Raw genomic sequence first — 16062 nt, 5'->3', positions numbered from 1 at the left:
GAGCGCCGAGATCACCGACTGCTGCCCGAACGGGCAAACAAACGCTGCCCGTTGAAGTGAACGAAGCCAGGGGATTCTTGAACAAGGAGGTAGCCGATGTCGGCATCCATGTCACCGCCGTCGAGCCGGGCAGTTTCCGGACCGACTGGGCCGGCCGCTCGATGATCCGCGCACCCCGTGTGATCGCCGGCTACGACGAGCTGTTCGAGCCGCTGCGCGCCCGGCACATCCACGGCAGCGGGCACCAGCCGGGCGACCCGGACAAGGCCGCGGCCGCGGTGCTGCGCATCGTGGCGGCCGACCAGCCGCCGACGCGCCTCCTGCTCGGCGCCGACGCGCTTCAGCTCGTCCAAGCCGGACGCGAGGCCTTCGAACGCGACATGCTGGCGTGGGCTGAGCTGTCGGCCTCCACCGACTTCGACGACGTCAGCCGGTCCGCCTAACCTCACTCGCTGTCGGGCCCCAGCGCGGGGCCTCGACGGCGGCCTCCTCACCAAGCTGGCCCGCTCCTGATCCACGACAGCCGGACTGCTCGTAGCCGTTCACGCCACCCAGCGCCTCCTGGTAACCGGGGGGAGGTTCAGACTCAGGCTGAGCGCTGCGCCCTCTCGCCCGATGTGGTTGAGCGCGCGCCGGCCGCGGGCCCGCCGCGGATCGCGGCCGGCCTTCGCCGAAGGCCTGACGTGCGGTTTTTTGGGTGGCACAGGGACGTGAATCCGCCGAGAGCGGGAACACGCGTTTGGCCAGATGTTTGCTCAGTTGGGGAGGACGCCATGACGGTGACGGGCACGTCGATACCGCAGCACGACTGCGCCTCCTGCCAGGGGCCGCATCACCCGCCGGTTGAGGAACGGCAGGAATCTGCCCGGGAGCGTGTGAACCGACGGTGGAACGAGATCCTGCAGGAGACGAGAGTCGCACAGACCGGCGTCCAGATCCTTTTCGGTTTCCTGCTCAGCGTGGCGTTCACCCCGTATTTCCACGAACTGGAAACCTTCGACCATGTCATCTACGTGATCACCGTGATACTCGGGGCGTCCGGCACCGGAGCACTGATCGCCCCGGTGTCGATCCACCGCTTTCTCTCCGGGCAGCGCATGAAGGACGACATCATTACGATCGCGGGCCGGCTGATGGTGTGTGGCATGGTCCTCCTCGCGTTGACCATCGGCGGCACCCTCCTCCTACTCCTTCACGTCGTCGTACCGAGCCTCCTCGCGGAACTGCTCGTCGTCGGTGTCATGATGTGGTTCGCTCTGTGCTGGTACGTGCTGCCCGTATGGCTTCGTCGGCGCTCTGCCCCGCGCAGCAAGATCACAGCCGAAACCGCCAATGCCACTGGAGGAACGCCGCTGCCCTGACCGTCGGGCAGCGCATCCAGTCCACTGCACTTGCTGTGCGCGGTGACTTGCAGGATTTCGCCCCAAGCCAAGAGAGCAGCGCATAAGGGAATTGTGGGCCCAGGCCTCTTGAGCACAGCGAGGCGCCCGTACTGGATGCCCTCGCCGAATACCATGCGGCAAGCCAATTGTCTTTCAGACCGCCCGGCCACAAGAAAGACAACAGGCAAAAAGCGCCGACCCCAGAAACCGTGAGGTGCTGGGGGACGCGGTCTTCTACGGAGATGTCGTGATAGATGTCAGGCGACTCGGCATCACGGGATACCGGGCTGCGGACTGGTCGTGTCAGCATTGCCGCCTCGATGTCCGCTTGTCCGACCACCGGCGCATCAATGCCCAGCTGACCTGCTCGGACACCTTCGAGACAACAAACGCGCTGGTGGAAGCCCTGCAGCGGCTTTCGGCAGCGGCACCCACATGGGCTCCGACCCGATGGTCCACGTTCCAGCCCCGGAGGAACTGCGCATGCGGCAGACCTGCCTGCCACGGGATGCCTTCTTCGGCGCGGTGAAGGACGTTCCAGTCAGCCAAGCCGTCGGACGCTTGGCGGCGGAAATGCTGCCCCCCTCTCCCCCTGGAATTCCGGCCGCAGTGCCCGGTGAACTGCTCGACCGGTCCTGGACTGCCCTTCTTCGGGCGTCGACAGTCGACACAGGAATGCACGTCCCTGACGCCGTGGATCCCCACATCAAAATCGTAGGGGTGATGGCCGACGGCGATGCGTGATCAGACGGCGCCCCGGGGCGCCCGGGGCCGGGGCTGCACGTTCGCTCCGGGCGTCGCATGGTTGAAAGGAGGGGCGCCGACAGAAAGCTCGCTAGGAGTGATGATGAGAGCACTGACCTGGCACGGAAAACGGGATGTGCGCGTGGACACCGTCCCGGACCCTACGATCCAGGAACCGACCGACGTCATCGTCCGCATCACCTCCACCGGCATCTGCGGCTCGGACCTGCACCTGTACGAGATCTTCGGCCCCTACCTGGAGGAGGGCGACATCCTCGGCCATGAGCCCATGGGCATCGTGGAGGCAGTCGGCCCCGACGTCACGGCCCTGTCCGTAGGCGACCGGGTGGTGATTCCGTTCAACGTCTCCTGCGGTACCTGCTGGATGTGCGAACGCGGCCTCTACTCGCAGTGCGAGACCACTCAGGTCACCGACCGGCACATGGGTGCCTCCCTCTTCGGCTTCACCAAGCTGTACGGCCAAGTGCCAGGCGGACAGGCAGAGTTGCTCCGGGTACCGTTCGGCAACACGCTGCCGATCAAGGTGCCCGACGGCCCTCCGGACCAGCGGTTCGTCTACCTGTCGGATGTCCTTCCCACAGCGTGGCAGGCCGTTGCCTATGCCGACATCCCGCCGGGCGGCACCGTCACCGTGCTGGGGCTCGGGCCGATCGGCGACATGGCCGCAAGAATCGCCCTCCATCAGGGCGCGAGCCAGGTCATCGGCGTCGATCTCGTCCCGGAACGCCTCGCCCGCGCCCGGGAGCGCGGGGTCCACGCCCTCGATCTCAACGAGTACGGCAAGGACGTGGCCGAGGAGATCCGGCGGCTCACCGCCGGGCGCGGGACGGATGCCGTCATCGAAGCGGTCGGCATGGAGGCGCACGGCGCTCCCCTGACGCGAGCGGCGCAGAACATGGCGGGGATGCTGCCCGGTGCCGTCGGCGAAAAGCTGATGGGACGCGCGGGCGTGGACAGTATGACGGCCTTCAACACCGCAGTGGATGCTGTGCGCCGGGGCGGCACCATTTCCCTGATCGGCCTCTACGGCGGTGCCGTGGACCCCGTTCCCATGCTCACCCTGTTCGACAAGCAAATCCAGCTGCGCATGGGCCAGGCCAACGTGCGGAACTGGGTGGACGACATCCTTCCCCTTCTCAACGAGGAAGATGTCCTGGGAGTAGATCACTTCGCGACGCACACGCTGTCCCTGGAGGACGGCCCGCAGGCTTACCGGACCTTCCAGGCGAAAGAAAACGGGATGATCAAAACGGTCCTCGCTCCCTGAGCCGGCGGCGGCCGGCCTGGCAGGCACACCCGCGGGGCGCAGGGCGCCGGCTGGGAGGAGCCAGACGGGCTGGCTGCGCGGGCGTTGGGCGACGGTCGGCGACAGGCCGGGGAGACGAGCTCTGTGGGTTGCAGCTACTCCCAGACGTCAGGTCCGCCGCCCTGCCATTCGATCAGCTGAGGGTCGTCCAGCGCGATGCGGGTCTCATCAAGTCCCGCCTGGCGGAGGAGGTCGACCACGTCGGCCGCGCTGTGGGCAACGCCGAGCGCTACGTCGCCGAGCGTTACCGGTCGGCCGCCAAGGCTGGCCGGTGGGCACACATGAACAGGGGGATGTTTCGTCACGGTCCCAGACTCGACCACGACGCCTCCCGGCGCACCCGCTACGCCCGGCGAGCTGTGGACTCGCACCGAGCGCGCCGCTTCCTCAGCGTGAGGCAAGCATCGCGCTATCGACTGTTTGGGCAGGCAGGAAAACCTTGTTCTGGCAGGTCGTGGCTGGGTCATGCTGCCGGAGCGGGGGACCGAGGCAGGCGAGATGGCCCAGCGCGCGGCGGTCACACCGGCGCCTACACGGACCGGGAGCGCTGGATGCGCGAGTGGGCGGCGGCCGACGCCGGCTTCGGAGGCCGCCCTTGGCGGATCCCCGGGCGTATCCGGTCCGGGCGCCGGCTGCGGAGGCGGGGAGTGCCGCCGGGGGCGGCGAAAACTTGGTGTGCGGGGCCGACGGAACCGGGTAATGTCTTTGTCATGTTCTTCCAGACTCCGATTTACGAGTGAGAGCGTGATGGGCCCCTGCTGACGTCCTTCGACGTCGCCGCGCCCGTCCCCCACCGATGAATCCGTAGATCCCTTCACCTCATTCCGGGAGAACCCGTGAGCAAGAACATCAACAACCCCGTGGGCATGGGCGGCGGCCAGCGCAAGAGGCTGTCCCGCGCCGAACGGCAGAACAACGGTCCGCACCGCAACCTCGACCGCCAGGGTGCCGCCGATCAGAAGGCGGAGCTGGTGCGCAAGATGCGCGAGAAGGCAGGCGCAGCTGAGGGCGCCGGGCAGACGGGCGACGACACCGCACAGAGCTGACGCACCGCCGCCGCAGGACGGCACCGCACGAGGGCAGGGCCCGGACCGCGACGCGCGGTCCGGGCCCTGCCCTCGTATCGGGGCTCTGCTGTCGCGCGCGGTAGGTCCCGCTCAGCTCTCGGCCGACCACCCGGGGCAGCCGCAGCTTCAGCGGCCCCGTCACCGGCACCGCCGCGAGGTGCACCCGCAGCGTCACCACCAGCGCTTTCCCCGTGCCCAGCCCGGGCGACACCGCCAGGAAGAGCGTGCCGAGCGTCGCCACCCCCACGGCCAGCGAGGACTGCTGCCCGGTCACCATCGCCCCACTGCCCGCCCCGCCCGGTCCGCCCGGTCCGCCCGGTCCGCCGGAGAGCACGATCCGCAGCAGCACCGGGAGCGGGAAGCCCTGGCCCTGCCCCGGCCAGCAGCAGACTGGGGAGCAGGGCCACGAACCACAGGGTTGATGATGCTTTCCGCGCTCCCGGTCGCCGAACTGCGCGGTCAGGCGGATGCACTCGCAACGAGACTTCCGAGAAGGCCGGGTCGTTCGAGAACGCCGGCCGCCATCGGTCTCACACGACCTGGCAACCGCGCTGGTCAGCAACCCACCACACGCCAGACGCAGTGCGACAGGGCGGCGGGTCGCGCCTGTACCTCGTTCGCGTGGAAACCCGAAGCCTGGAAACCAGGGCCGCGCCGGGAACAGTCGGGCAGGTCGGCATGGTTGCATCGACCGAGGGACCGGCGCCGCCCGGGGGCACACGGAGACCACAAGGTCGTCCGCCCCACCAGGATCCGGGCCCCAGGATCGCGGTACGCCCGCCGCGCACTCAGACCAGGATGTATGTCCGCAGGAGGACTTGTTCATGACTGACCGGCCCTTGACGCTCATGGCAGTGCACGCCCACCCCGACGACGAGGCCACCGGAACCGGAGGGGTCCTCGCGCGGTACGCGGCGGAGGGCATCCGCACGGTTCTCGTGACGTGTACCGACGGCGGTTGCGGTGACGGACCGGGGGGTGTCAAGCCGAGCGATCCCGGGCACGATCCGGCGGCCGTCGCCTTGATGCGCCGGCAGGAACTCGAGGCGAGCTGTGAAGCCCTGAAGATCAGCGATCTGGAGATGCTGGACTATGCCGACTCCGGGATGATCGGCTGGCCGAGCAACGACGCCCCCGGCTCCTTCTGGCAGACCCCCGTGGAGGAAGGCGCCGCCCGACTTGCCGAGCTCATGCGGCACTACCGACCCGACGTGGTCGTCACCTACGACGAGAACGGCTTCTACGGCCACCCCGACCACATCCAGGCCCACCGCATCACGATGGCGGCGCTGGAGATGACCGCACTGACACCGAAGGTGTACTGGACGACGATGCCCCGCTCGATGATGCAGCGGTTCGGGGAGATCATGCGCGAGTTTCATGAGGACATGCCGGAGCCGGATCCTGCCGAGGCCGCCGCGATAGCCGAAATCGGCCTCCCCGACGATGAGATCACCACGTGGGTGGACACCACCGCATTCAGCGGTCAGAAGTTCGACGCACTGGCCGCGCACGCCAGTCAGGGCGAGAACATCTTCTTCCTCAAGATGGGCAAGGAGAGGTTCGGCGAGTTGATGGGCATGGAGACCTTCGTACGGGTCAAGGACGCCACCGGCGCGGCCGTACCCGAGAACGACCTCTTCGCCGGACTGCGCTGACCCGCCCGTCCGACGGACGCCCGGAAAAGCTCATCGGCGGCACGGAGCGGAACTCGCGTGGACATGTCCAGCGCCTTGTCCACGCGGGTGGAACGGCGGTGGCACCGTGCTGCTCCACGACGCGGACTGCGCCTCTGCCCCCGGCCTGGCGTTCGGCTCTGGGAGCCCTCCCCCGCATTCGCGGCACGTGCGAGCAGCGGGGCTACGGGGTCGGCCGGCTGTGCGACCACGGGGTGGCGCGGCTGCACCGATACCGGCAGGTCCTTCACCCTGCCGGTATCGGTGCTTCAGGCCGCTGACCCCAAGACGGGCGGCGCATCACGACAGTGAACCGGCGGATGGCTTCACGCGGCGACCGCCGCGTTCGGCGCGCTCCGAAGGCAAGCGCCGTTCCCCTCCACTGGGAACGGCGCTCGCTATCGGTGCCGGCCCGAGGAGCCGGTGACCGTGTCAGTCCTGCCGCGCACCGTCGAGTTCGGACCGGAAGGCTGCCTCGCGGGCCACATGGCGTGGGCGACGGCGGAGTCCCGCCCACGCGATGCCGAGGATGACGAACCACACCGGGGTCACCAGCAAGGCCCGCAGCGTATCGGGCTCCTGGGTCAATGCCCAGATGAGGAACACGAAGAACGCGAGCACGACGTAGCACATGACGGTGCCGCCGGGCATCTTGAACTTGGACGCCTCGTGCAGGTGCGGACGGCGCCTGCGATACACGAGGTAGCTGATCAGGATGATCGACCAGACGAAGATGAACAGCACGGCGGACACGGTGGTCACCAAGGTGAACGCCTCGATGATCGAGTTGTCGGTGGCGACCATGACCACACCGGCGAGCAGAAACACCCCGGAGAGGAGCAGGGCGTTGGCCGGTACCTTCCTGGAGGTGAGTCTGCCGAAGCGCGCCGGGGCGTCGCCCTCCCGGGCCAGCCCGTACACCATGCGTGAAGTGGAGTAGATGCCCGAGTTCGCGGACGATGCGGCCGAGGTCAGCACCACGAAGTTGATCAGCGAGGCGGCGAACCCCAGACCGGCAAGAGTGAACATCACGACGAACGGACTGCGGTCCGCACTGATCTCGCGCCAGGGCGTGACCGAAATGATCACGATCAGCGCGACGACGTAGAACAGCATCACGCGCACCGGGATCGAGTTGATCGCCTTGGGCAGGTTCCGTTCCGGGTTCTCCGCCTCGGCCGCGGTGGTGCCGACCAGTTCGATGCCGACGAAGGCGAACGTCGCGATCTGGAATCCCGCGACGAACCCCATGGGCCCGGTGGGGAAGAAGCCTCCGTCGTTCCAGAGGTTGGAGAAACCTGCCGCGGCACCCCCGGGCGCCTGGAAGTGACCGAACACCATGACCAGCCCGACGACGATCAGCGCCACGATCGCAACGATCTTGATCAGCGCGAACCAGAACTCGGTCTCGCCGAACGCCTTCACGGTGGGCAGGTTCAACGCGATCAACACGACGACGGCGGCCAACGCCGGTATCCACAGCGCCAGGTCGTGCCACCAGTAGGACACATACCCGGAGATGGCGATGACGTCGGCGATGCCGGTGACGATCCAGCAGAACCAGTAGGTCCAGCCGGTGAAGAAGCCGGCCCACGGCCCCAGCAGGTCGGCCGCGAAGTCGGCGAAGGACTTGTAGCGCAGGTTGGAGAGCAGCAGCTCCCCCATCGCCCGCATCACGAAGAAGAGCATCACGCCGATGATCATGTAGACGAAGATCACCGAGGGCCCGGCCAGCGAGATCGTCTTGCCGGAGCCCATGAACAGGCCGGTTCCGATCGCACCTCCGATCGCGATGAGTTGGATGTGCCGGTTGGACAGTTGACGGGACAGGTGTTGCTCGCCCACCTGCGGGGGCGTGGATCCGGGCGCCGGTTGGTCCGGCCCGGTGGTCGAGCCGGTGTCACTGCGTTCAGGCATGGGCAAACCTCACGGATCTCAAATCCCGTGCGGGCACGGGACAGGGGGTATCTCGGAGAATGACCACGCGCCCACAGGGGGCGGGCGGCAGGGTGGGGCTGCGTGCGGACATGCGGCAGCCGACCGGAACGGTGTCGGTACGTTGAACGGGCCCGCACAGATCGAAGATCAGCCCGGGGCCCGGCAGGCGCCGGTGGTCAGGGGAAAGGCGGCGGGAGAGCCATCAGGGGGCTCCTCGAATGTCGAGCACGGGCAGGAGCCCGTGCGGCCGAGTGAGCCTCCCCCTCTGTCATGAGCCTGAGAGCTTCGCCGCGGTCTACGTGCGGCTTGCACCGTGGGCGAGGCGCGTCAGCGCCTGCTTTCCAGAGTTGCCTGCCCGAGCGGTAGGGGTGCCTGAGAGTTTCCGGGGAGGATTTGCTCCTTCGGCGACCGGGTCTGGCTGATCCAGTGCTCTCCCGCTCCGGGGTGAACGGCAATGTGCGGTGAGGCTAGGGCCACATCAGCGGCCGGTCAAGGGACCGGCCGAACGCTGGACATTACCTTCGAGTAGTACGGCACTCGCCCGTCGGGCTCGGCGTTTGCGCAGCTCAAGGCGCACATCTTGGGCCGATCGGTTACCGGCACGTACAGCGAGCGGACCCTTGACGGCTGCGTTCCGGTGCCCGTACGTTGCCACCGGAAAGATCCGACAGCACCCGCACCGCTGACGATTCCGCACGGGAGTGCCCACGTCAGGTGACGACGCGGCCGCCGAAGGAGCCGATCCTCCCGGAACTCCCCCGGCCTCACGGTCGGGCCCCACAACTTCACATCGCGCTGTTCGAACCGAAGCGGGAGAGCCCTCGTCCACCCTTGGCGAGGCGCCGAAGGAGCAACTCTCCCCAGAATCTCTCAGGCCCAACTACCGCTTCGGCTAAGCGACTCTGGAAAGACAGGACCTCATGTCCTGCGCCCACGGTGCAAACCGCCGGACCCGGTGGTGAAGCTCTCAGGTTCCGATGACAGAGCGGGGAGGCCGCCCATCCACGGTGCCGCGTTTGCGGTGCCCCCACAGGGAGCCTCCCACCATGACCTTCCCCGAGTCCTCCGCGCCGGGTGAGTTCGCCACCCGCCACATCGGCGTCGGCGACGCCGACCGCGCCAAGATGCTGGCCACAGTCGGCTACCCGACGCTGACCGCCCTCATCGACGCCGCCGTCCCCAGCGGCATCCGGAGCACTTCCGACCTGAACCTGCCGGCCGCCGCCACCGAGGCCGAGGCCCGCGCCGAGCTGCAGGAGCTCGCGGGCAGGAACACCGTGGCCGTTCCGATGATCGGACTCGGCTACCACGCGACCACCACGCCCACGGTGATCCGGCGCAATGTGCTGGAGGACCCGTCGTGGTACACCGCCTACACGCCCTACCAGCCGGAGATCAGCCAGGGCCGGCTCGAGGCATTGATCAACTTCCAGACCATGGTCGGAGACCTCACCGGACTGCCGACCGCCAATGCGTCGCTCCTCGACGAGGCCACGGCGGTCGCTGAGGCCGTCACGGTCATGCGTCGTGTCGCCGGCAAGGGTGGTCGCTCCCGCGTCCTGGTCGACCGTGACACCCTGCCGCAAACCCTCGACGTCCTGCGCACGCGGGCGGCCGCGGTCGGCATCGAGATCGTCGAGATCGACATCGCCGAGCCACTGCCGGAGGACGACTTCTTCGGGGTGGTGCTGTCCTACCCCGGCTGCTCGGGAGCCGTCCGCGACCTGCGCGAGGTGACCGCCGCGGCGCGGGCGCGCGGGTCCCTGGTCACGGTGACCGCCGACCTGTTGGCGCTCACGCTGCTCGTGCCACCGGGTGAGTACGGCGCCGATATCGTCGTGGGATCGTCCCAGCGGTTCGGTGTCCCCCTGTTCTACGGCGGACCGCACGCCGGCTACATCGCGGTCCGTGAAGGTCTCGAACGCCACCTGCCCGGCCGGCTCGTGGGCGTGTCCGTGGACAATGCCGGCCGGCCGGCGTACCGCCTCGCCCTGCAGACCCGCGAACAGCACATCCGACGCGACAAGGCGACCTCCAACATCTGCACGGCGCAGGTCCTGCTCGCCGTGGTCGCGTCGATGTACGCCGTCTACCACGGCCCCGATGGTCTGACCGAAATCGCCCGACGGACGCACCGGGCCGCCACGCTCATCGCCACAGGCTTGCGGAACAGCGGGATCACCGTGGTGCACCGCGAGTTCTTCGACACCCTGCTGGTGCGGGTCCCCGACCGTGCCGAGGAGGTCGTCACCGCCGCGCACGACACCGGGCTGCTCCTGCGGCTGGTGGACGGTGACCACGTCGGCATCTCCTGCTCCGAGATCACCTCACGGGGCCACGTCCGTCTCGTGCTCGACGCTTTCGGCCTGGCGGGGCACGACCTGGACGAGCCGGCGGCCGGCGCCTCGGCGCTTCCGCCGGGCCTGCGGCGCACCTCCCCCTTCCTCACCCACCCGGTCTTCCACCGGCACCGGTCGGAGACCGCGATGCTGCGTTATCTGCGCAGGCTCTCCGACCGTGACTTCGCGCTGGACCGCGGGATGATCCCGCTCGGTTCCTGCACGATGAAGCTCAACGCGACCACGGAGATGGAGCCGGTCAGCTGGCCCGGCTTCGCCGACCTGCACCCCTTCGCGCCCCTCACGGACGCTGCCGGGTACCTGGCCCTGGTCGAGCAGCTAGAGACGTGGCTGGCGGAGGTCACCGGGTACGCCAAGGTCTCCCTCCAGCCGAACGCCGGATCGCAGGGCGAGCTCGCCGGCCTGCTGGCGATCCGCCGTTACCACCGGAGCAACGGCCAGGCCGGACGCGACGTGTGCCTGATCCCGGCAAGCGCGCACGGCACCAACGCGGCCTCGGCCGCCATGGCCGGGATGCGCGTCGTCGTGGTGGCATCACGGCCCGACGGCACGGTCGATCTCGAGGACCTCGAGGCGAAGTGCTCGAAGCACTCCGACCACTTGGCCGCGATCATGGTGACCTATCCCTCCACGCACGGCGTCTACGAGGACAGCATCACCCGGCTGTGCGAGCTGGTGCACGAGCACGGCGGGCAGGTGTACGTCGACGGCGCCAACCTCAACGCGCTGCTCGGAGTCGCCAGGCCCGGCGAGTTCGGTGGCGATGTGTCACACCTCAATCTGCACAAGACGTTCTGCATCCCGCACGGCGGCGGCGGGCCGGGGGTCGGCCCGGTCGCGGTGGCCGCACACCTCGCGCCGTACCTGCCCACCCACACGCTGCACCCCGACACCGGGCGCCGCGACGGCATCGGGGCGGTGAGCGCCGCACCGTTCGGGAGCGCCGGCATCCTTCCGATCCCGTGGGCCTACATCCGGATGATGGGCGCGGAGGGGCTGACCGAGGCAACCCGGACGGCCGTGCTGAGCGCCAACTACGTGGCACGTCGCCTCGCGCCCTACTTCCCCGTCCTGTACGCCGGCGAATCGGGCCTCGTCGCGCACGAGTGCATCCTCGACGTACGCCCCCTCACCGCCGCCACGGGTGTGACGGTCGATGACATCGCCAAGCGGCTCATCGACTACGGCTTCCACGCGCCGACGATGAGCTTTCCGGTCCCCGGCACGCTGATGGTCGAGCCGACGGAGAGCGAAAGCGTCGCTGAACTGGACCGCTTCTGCGAGGCGATGGTCTCGATTCGGGTGGAGATAGACCTGGTGGACAAGGGCGTCTGGGGCGTCGAGGACAGCCCGCTGCGACAGGCGCCGCACACCGCCGCCGCGATCGCCGGCGAGTGGACCCGGGCCTACTCGCGCCAGCGGGCGGCCTTCCCTGCGGGCGTCACTCCCGACAAGTACTGGCCACCGGTCGGCCGGATCGACCAGGCGCTCGGCGACCGCAACCTGGTCTGCTCCTGCCCGCCTCCCGAAGCGTTCGTGTCCTGACCCCGACCGGTCACGGTCCGAAGAGGAACCACCATGTTGAAGAAAACACCCCTGTATGACCTTCACGTGGAGCTCGGTGCGTCGTTCACCGGCTTCGCCGGCTGGTCCATGCCGCTGCGCTACACCTCCGAGCCGGCCGAGCACCACGCGGTACGCACCACCGCCGGCATCTTCGACCTCACCCACATGGGAGAAATCGAGCTTTCCGGCCCCGAGGCCGGGCGAGCCCTCGACTACGCCCTGGCCGGACAGTTGTCGAAGATCGCCGTCGGCCGCGCGCGCTACTCCCTGCTGGTCCACGAGACCGGCGGAGTCCTGGACGACCTCGTCGTCTACCGTCTGGCCGAAACGAGATACCTCCTCGTGGCCAACGCCGGAAACGCGCTGGTCGTGCTCTCCCAACTCCGTGACCGGATCGACGGCTACGCCGCCACGATCCGGGACACGTCCGGCCAGTGGGCCCTGATCGCGGTTCAGGGCCCGGCGTCCCCGGCGGTCGTCGGCGATGTGGCCGACATCGACGTGGCGTCGCTGGAGTACTCCGCGATCGACCCGGCGCGGTTGGCGGGCCGCGAGGTGTTGCTCGCTCGTACCGGCTACACCGGTGAGGACGGCTTCGAGATCTACTGCCGCCCGGCGGACGCCGTGGCCCTCTGGCAGACCCTCAGCGCGGCGGGCACGAGGCACGGACTTCTCCCCTGCGGTCTGGCCTGCCGTGACACGCTGCGCCTGGAGGCCGGGATGCCGTTGTACGGGCAGGAACTCACCGCCCGCAACACCCCGTTCGAAGCAGGACTGGGCCGGGTCGTGGCGTTCGGGAAGCCCGGCGGGTTCGTCGGCGAGGCCGCTCTTGCCACCCGTCGTGACCAGGGCTCGACCCACGTACTGGTCGGGCTGGCCTCGACCGGTCGACGGGCTCCGCACACCGGCTGCGCCGTACTCGCCCCGGACACCGACGAGCGCATCGGCGACGTCACCTCGGGCGCGCTGTCGCCCACCCTCGGCCACCCCATTGCCCTGGCCTACCTGCCGACCGGCCGGAGCGCACCCGGCACCGAGGTGCTCGTCGACATCCGGGGCAGCCGGGAGCCCGCCCAGGTCGTCGAGCTGCCCTTCTACCGCCGTCGAGTCTGACCACCACAGGAGAACAGATCATGAGCCTGCCCCCCGACCTGATGTACACCGGCGACCACGAATGGATCGCGAGCGAGGACGGCGTGTCGACCGTAGGTGTCACCGCCCACGCCTCCGACGCGCTCGGCGATGTCGTCTACCTCGACCTCCCTGCCGTCGGCTCGACGATCAAGGCCGGCGAGACGTGCGGAGAGATCGAGTCGACCAAGTCGGTGAGCGACCTGTTCGCTCCCGCGGACGGCGAAGTCGTCGAGGTCAACGAAGCCGCCCTGGCCGACCCCGGTCTGGTCAACACCGATCCGTTCGGGGCCGGTTGGCTGTTCCGGATGCGGATCACCGGTACGCCGGAACTGCTGGACGCCGCCGCCTACACCGCACTCACGGCAGGAGCCTGACATGTCCCTACTCGACCGTCGGCTCGCCGACTTCGACCCCGAAGTACACACCGCCGTACGAGCCGAGCTGGAGCGGCAGCAGAACACGCTGGAGATGATCGCGAGCGAGAACTTCGCGCCGGTCGCGGCCATGGAGGCGCAGGGCTCGGTCCTGACGAACAAGTACGCCGAGGGCTACCCGGGCCGCCGCTACTACGGAGGATGTGAGCACGTCGACGTCATCGAGCGGCTCGCCCTCTCCCGGGTCAAGGCGTTGTTCGGTGCGTCCTTCGCCAATGTGCAGCCGCATTCGGGCGCCCAGGCGAACGCCGCCGCGATGACGGCGCTCCTCCAACCCGGAGACACCATCCTGGGCCTGGACCTCGCGCACGGCGGGCACCTCACCCACGGCATGCGGCTCAACTTCTCCGGCAAGCTCTACCGCACCGTCGCCTACCACGTTGCCCCGGAGGACAACCGCGTCGACATGGCCGAGGTCGAGCGGCTGGCCATGGAGCACCGGCCGCAGCTGATCATCGCGGGCTGGTCGGCCTACCCCCGGCAGCTGGACTTCGCCGCCTTCCGGCGGATCGCGGACCAGGCCGGGGCGTACCTGATGGTCGACATGGCGCACTTCGCCGGTCTGGTCGCCGCCGGCCTGCACCCCAACCCGGTGCCGCACGCCGACGTGGTCACCACGACCACGCACAAGACACTCGGCGGGCCGCGCGGTGGCGTGGTGCTGACCAACCGTGCGGACGTGGCGAAGAAGGTCAACAGTGCGGTCTTCCCCGGACAGCAGGGCGGGCCGCTGGAGCATGTGATCGCGGCCAAGGCGGTCGCGTTCAAGATGGCGTCCGAGCCGGAGTTCCGCCGGCGCCAGGAGCGCACCCTCGCGGGTGCCCGGGTTCTCGCCGAACGGCTGCGGGGACCCGATGTCGCGAACGCGGGCGTGTCCGTGCTGTCCGGTGGCACCGACGTCCATCTGGTCCTGGTCGACCTGCGGAGTTCGGAGCTCGACGGGCAGCAGGCGGAGGACCGCCTGCACGACATCGGCATCACGGTCAACCGCAACGCCGTACCGTTCGACCCCCGCCCGCCGATGGTGACCTCGGGACTGCGGATCGGCACCCCGGCGCTGGCCGCCCGCGGCTTCGCGGAGGCCGCATTCGCGGCGGTCGCCGACATCATCGCCGAGGCCCTCGAGCCGGGGTACACCCCGAGCCTCGCCGCCGGGCTGCGGGCTCGCGTGGCCGCACTCGCCGACGCCCATCCCTTGTACCCGGAGCTGTGACATGAGCGACGCCCTTACCTCGTCCGCCTCGCCCGACGGCCGCCGGCTGCTGCGACTGGAGGTGCGCAACAGCCGGACCCCGGTCGAGCGCAAGCCCGAGTGGATGAGGACGCGGGTACGCATGGGGCCGCAGTACAACGCGCTGCGCGCACAGGTGGAGGCCGAAGGGCTGCACACCGTGTGCCAGGAGGCGGGGTGCCCGAACATCTTCGAGTGCTGGGAGGACCGCGAAGCCACCTTCCTCATCGGCGGTGACCAGTGCACCCGGCGCTGTGACTTCTGCCAGATCGACACCGGCAAGCCTCAGGCCCTGGACCGGGAGGAACCGCGCCGGGTGGCGGAGTCGGTGGCCAAGATGGAATTGCGGTACGCCACGATCACCGGAGTGGCCCGCGACGACCTGCCCGACGGTGGTGCCTGGCTCTACGCCGAAACGGTCCGACAGATCCACGCGCTGAACCCGGGAACCGGGGTCGAGAACCTGGTCCCGGATTTCAACGGGGTCCCCGAGCTGCTGGCCCAGGTATTCGAGTCGCGTCCGGAAGTGCTGGCCCACAACGTGGAGACGGTGCCGCGGATCTTCAAACGGATCCGGCCCGCGTTCCGCTACGACCGGTCGCTCGGTGTGCTCACCGCGGCGCGGGAGTTCGGCCTGGTCACCAAGTCGAACCTGATCCTGGGCCTGGGCGAGACCCGGGCGGAGATCTCCACCGCGCTGGCCGACCTGCACGCCGCCGGCTGCGACCTGGTCACCATCACCCAGTACCTGCGCCCCTCGGCGCGGCACCACCCGGTGGACCGGTGGGTCCGGCCCGAGGAGTTCATCGAACTCGAAGAAGAAGCTGAGGAGATCGGTTTCGCCGGAGTGCTGTCCGGGCCTCTGGTCCGGTCCTCCTACCGCGCCGGAAGGCTGTACCGGCAAGCACGCGACAGGAGGCCCCGGCAAGGACCGCACCACTGAACACACCGCTGACGCGTCGACCGGCTTGCACAGCGGACGTATGCGTTCTGGCGTCGGGGGCGGCGTGGCGCGGACCGTCTCCGCCCAGGGGTGAAGGCCCGCCCAGGGGTGGAGGCCCGGTTTCGTGGACGGCGACGGCATGCGGATCGGTGAACCGTGCATGGTCCTTCATCTCGGTCACGCCGTTGGCCTTGAGGAGGTGCGATGATCCCGTCATCGGCGGCGGACCCGGCGGCTGCGTCGCCGCCATCCGCCCCCAC

General features: G+C 68.9%; 12 protein-coding genes and 3 riboswitches. Of the genes, 11 read left to right on the top strand and 1 reads right to left on the bottom strand.

The window, feature by feature from the left end:
- Positions 1–77: 77 nt before the first annotated feature.
- The 6 genes from AB0411_RS17430 (at position 78) to AB0411_RS17405 (ending at position 6178) form a co-directional block, all read left to right on the top strand.
- Complete coding sequence (locus AB0411_RS17430; RefSeq protein WP_366418157.1) at positions 78–443, top strand: hypothetical protein; 366 nt, start codon at positions 78–80, stop codon at positions 441–443.
- 330 nt (positions 444–773) lie between these two features.
- Positions 774–1361, top strand: coding sequence for a DUF6328 family protein (locus AB0411_RS17425; protein ID WP_366418156.1), 588 nt, complete (start codon positions 774–776; stop codon positions 1359–1361).
- A 504-nt stretch (positions 1362–1865) separates the two neighbouring features.
- Complete coding sequence (locus tag AB0411_RS17420; RefSeq protein WP_366418155.1) at positions 1866–2126, top strand: hypothetical protein; 261 nt, start codon at positions 1866–1868, stop codon at positions 2124–2126.
- A 103-nt stretch (positions 2127–2229) separates the two neighbouring features.
- Positions 2230–3414, top strand: coding sequence for a zinc-dependent alcohol dehydrogenase (locus AB0411_RS17415; RefSeq protein ID WP_366418154.1), 1185 nt, complete (start codon positions 2230–2232; stop codon positions 3412–3414).
- A gap of 875 nt (positions 3415–4289) precedes the next feature.
- Positions 4290–4499, top strand: coding sequence for a DUF6243 family protein (locus AB0411_RS17410; RefSeq protein ID WP_030069632.1), 210 nt, complete (start codon positions 4290–4292; stop codon positions 4497–4499).
- A gap of 845 nt (positions 4500–5344) precedes the next feature.
- A complete protein-coding gene (locus tag AB0411_RS17405; protein ID WP_366418153.1) occupies positions 5345–6178 on the top strand; it encodes a PIG-L family deacetylase in 834 nt (277 codons plus the stop codon).
- 450 nt (positions 6179–6628) lie between these two features.
- On the opposite strand, the gene cycA is transcribed toward AB0411_RS17405, so the two are convergent.
- The gene (cycA, locus tag AB0411_RS17395; RefSeq protein ID WP_366418152.1) at positions 6629–8113 is read right to left on the bottom strand and encodes a D-serine/D-alanine/glycine transporter; all 1485 of its coding nucleotides are present in this window, start codon (positions 8111–8113) and stop codon (positions 6629–6631) included.
- Positions 8114–8392: 279 nt separating this feature from the next.
- A riboswitch (glycine riboswitch) is annotated at positions 8393–8484 on the bottom strand.
- A riboswitch (glycine riboswitch) is annotated at positions 8485–8581 on the bottom strand. It abuts the riboswitch before it with no gap.
- A gap of 353 nt (positions 8582–8934) precedes the next feature.
- A riboswitch (glycine riboswitch) is annotated at positions 8935–9030 on the top strand.
- A 150-nt stretch (positions 9031–9180) separates the two neighbouring features.
- Here cycA and gcvP point away from each other — a divergent pair.
- From gcvP to lipA, 5 genes are read left to right on the top strand one after another with little or no spacing between them, the layout of a single operon-like run.
- Positions 9181–12039 carry an aminomethyl-transferring glycine dehydrogenase gene (gcvP, locus tag AB0411_RS17390; protein WP_366418151.1) on the top strand — a complete coding sequence of 953 codons (2859 nt, stop codon included), beginning with the start codon at positions 9181–9183 and terminating at the stop codon, positions 12037–12039.
- 33 nt (positions 12040–12072) lie between these two features.
- A complete protein-coding gene (gene gcvT / locus AB0411_RS17385; protein WP_366418150.1) occupies positions 12073–13173 on the top strand; it encodes a glycine cleavage system aminomethyltransferase GcvT in 1101 nt (366 codons plus the stop codon).
- Between the two features lie 20 nt (positions 13174–13193).
- Positions 13194–13568 carry a glycine cleavage system protein GcvH gene (gene gcvH / locus AB0411_RS17380; RefSeq protein WP_366418149.1) on the top strand — a complete coding sequence of 125 codons (375 nt, stop codon included), beginning with the start codon at positions 13194–13196 and terminating at the stop codon, positions 13566–13568.
- A 1-nt stretch (position 13569) separates the two neighbouring features.
- Positions 13570–14841 carry a serine hydroxymethyltransferase gene (gene glyA / locus AB0411_RS17375; RefSeq protein WP_366418148.1) on the top strand — a complete coding sequence of 424 codons (1272 nt, stop codon included), beginning with the start codon at positions 13570–13572 and terminating at the stop codon, positions 14839–14841.
- A gap of 1 nt (position 14842) precedes the next feature.
- The gene (lipA, locus tag AB0411_RS17370) at positions 14843–15802 is read left to right on the top strand and encodes a lipoyl synthase (protein WP_366418147.1); all 960 of its coding nucleotides are present in this window, start codon (positions 14843–14845) and stop codon (positions 15800–15802) included.
- Positions 15803–16062 lie beyond the last annotated feature (260 nt).

Origin of the sequence: Streptomyces angustmyceticus (genome assembly GCF_040701845.1) — a bacterium.
In the GTDB taxonomy this organism is placed as follows: Bacteria; Actinomycetota; Actinomycetes; order Streptomycetales; family Streptomycetaceae; genus Streptomyces; species Streptomyces angustmyceticus_A.
Note: the sequence above shows the minus strand (reverse complement) of the source record. Positions and strands in the feature narration are given on the sequence as shown.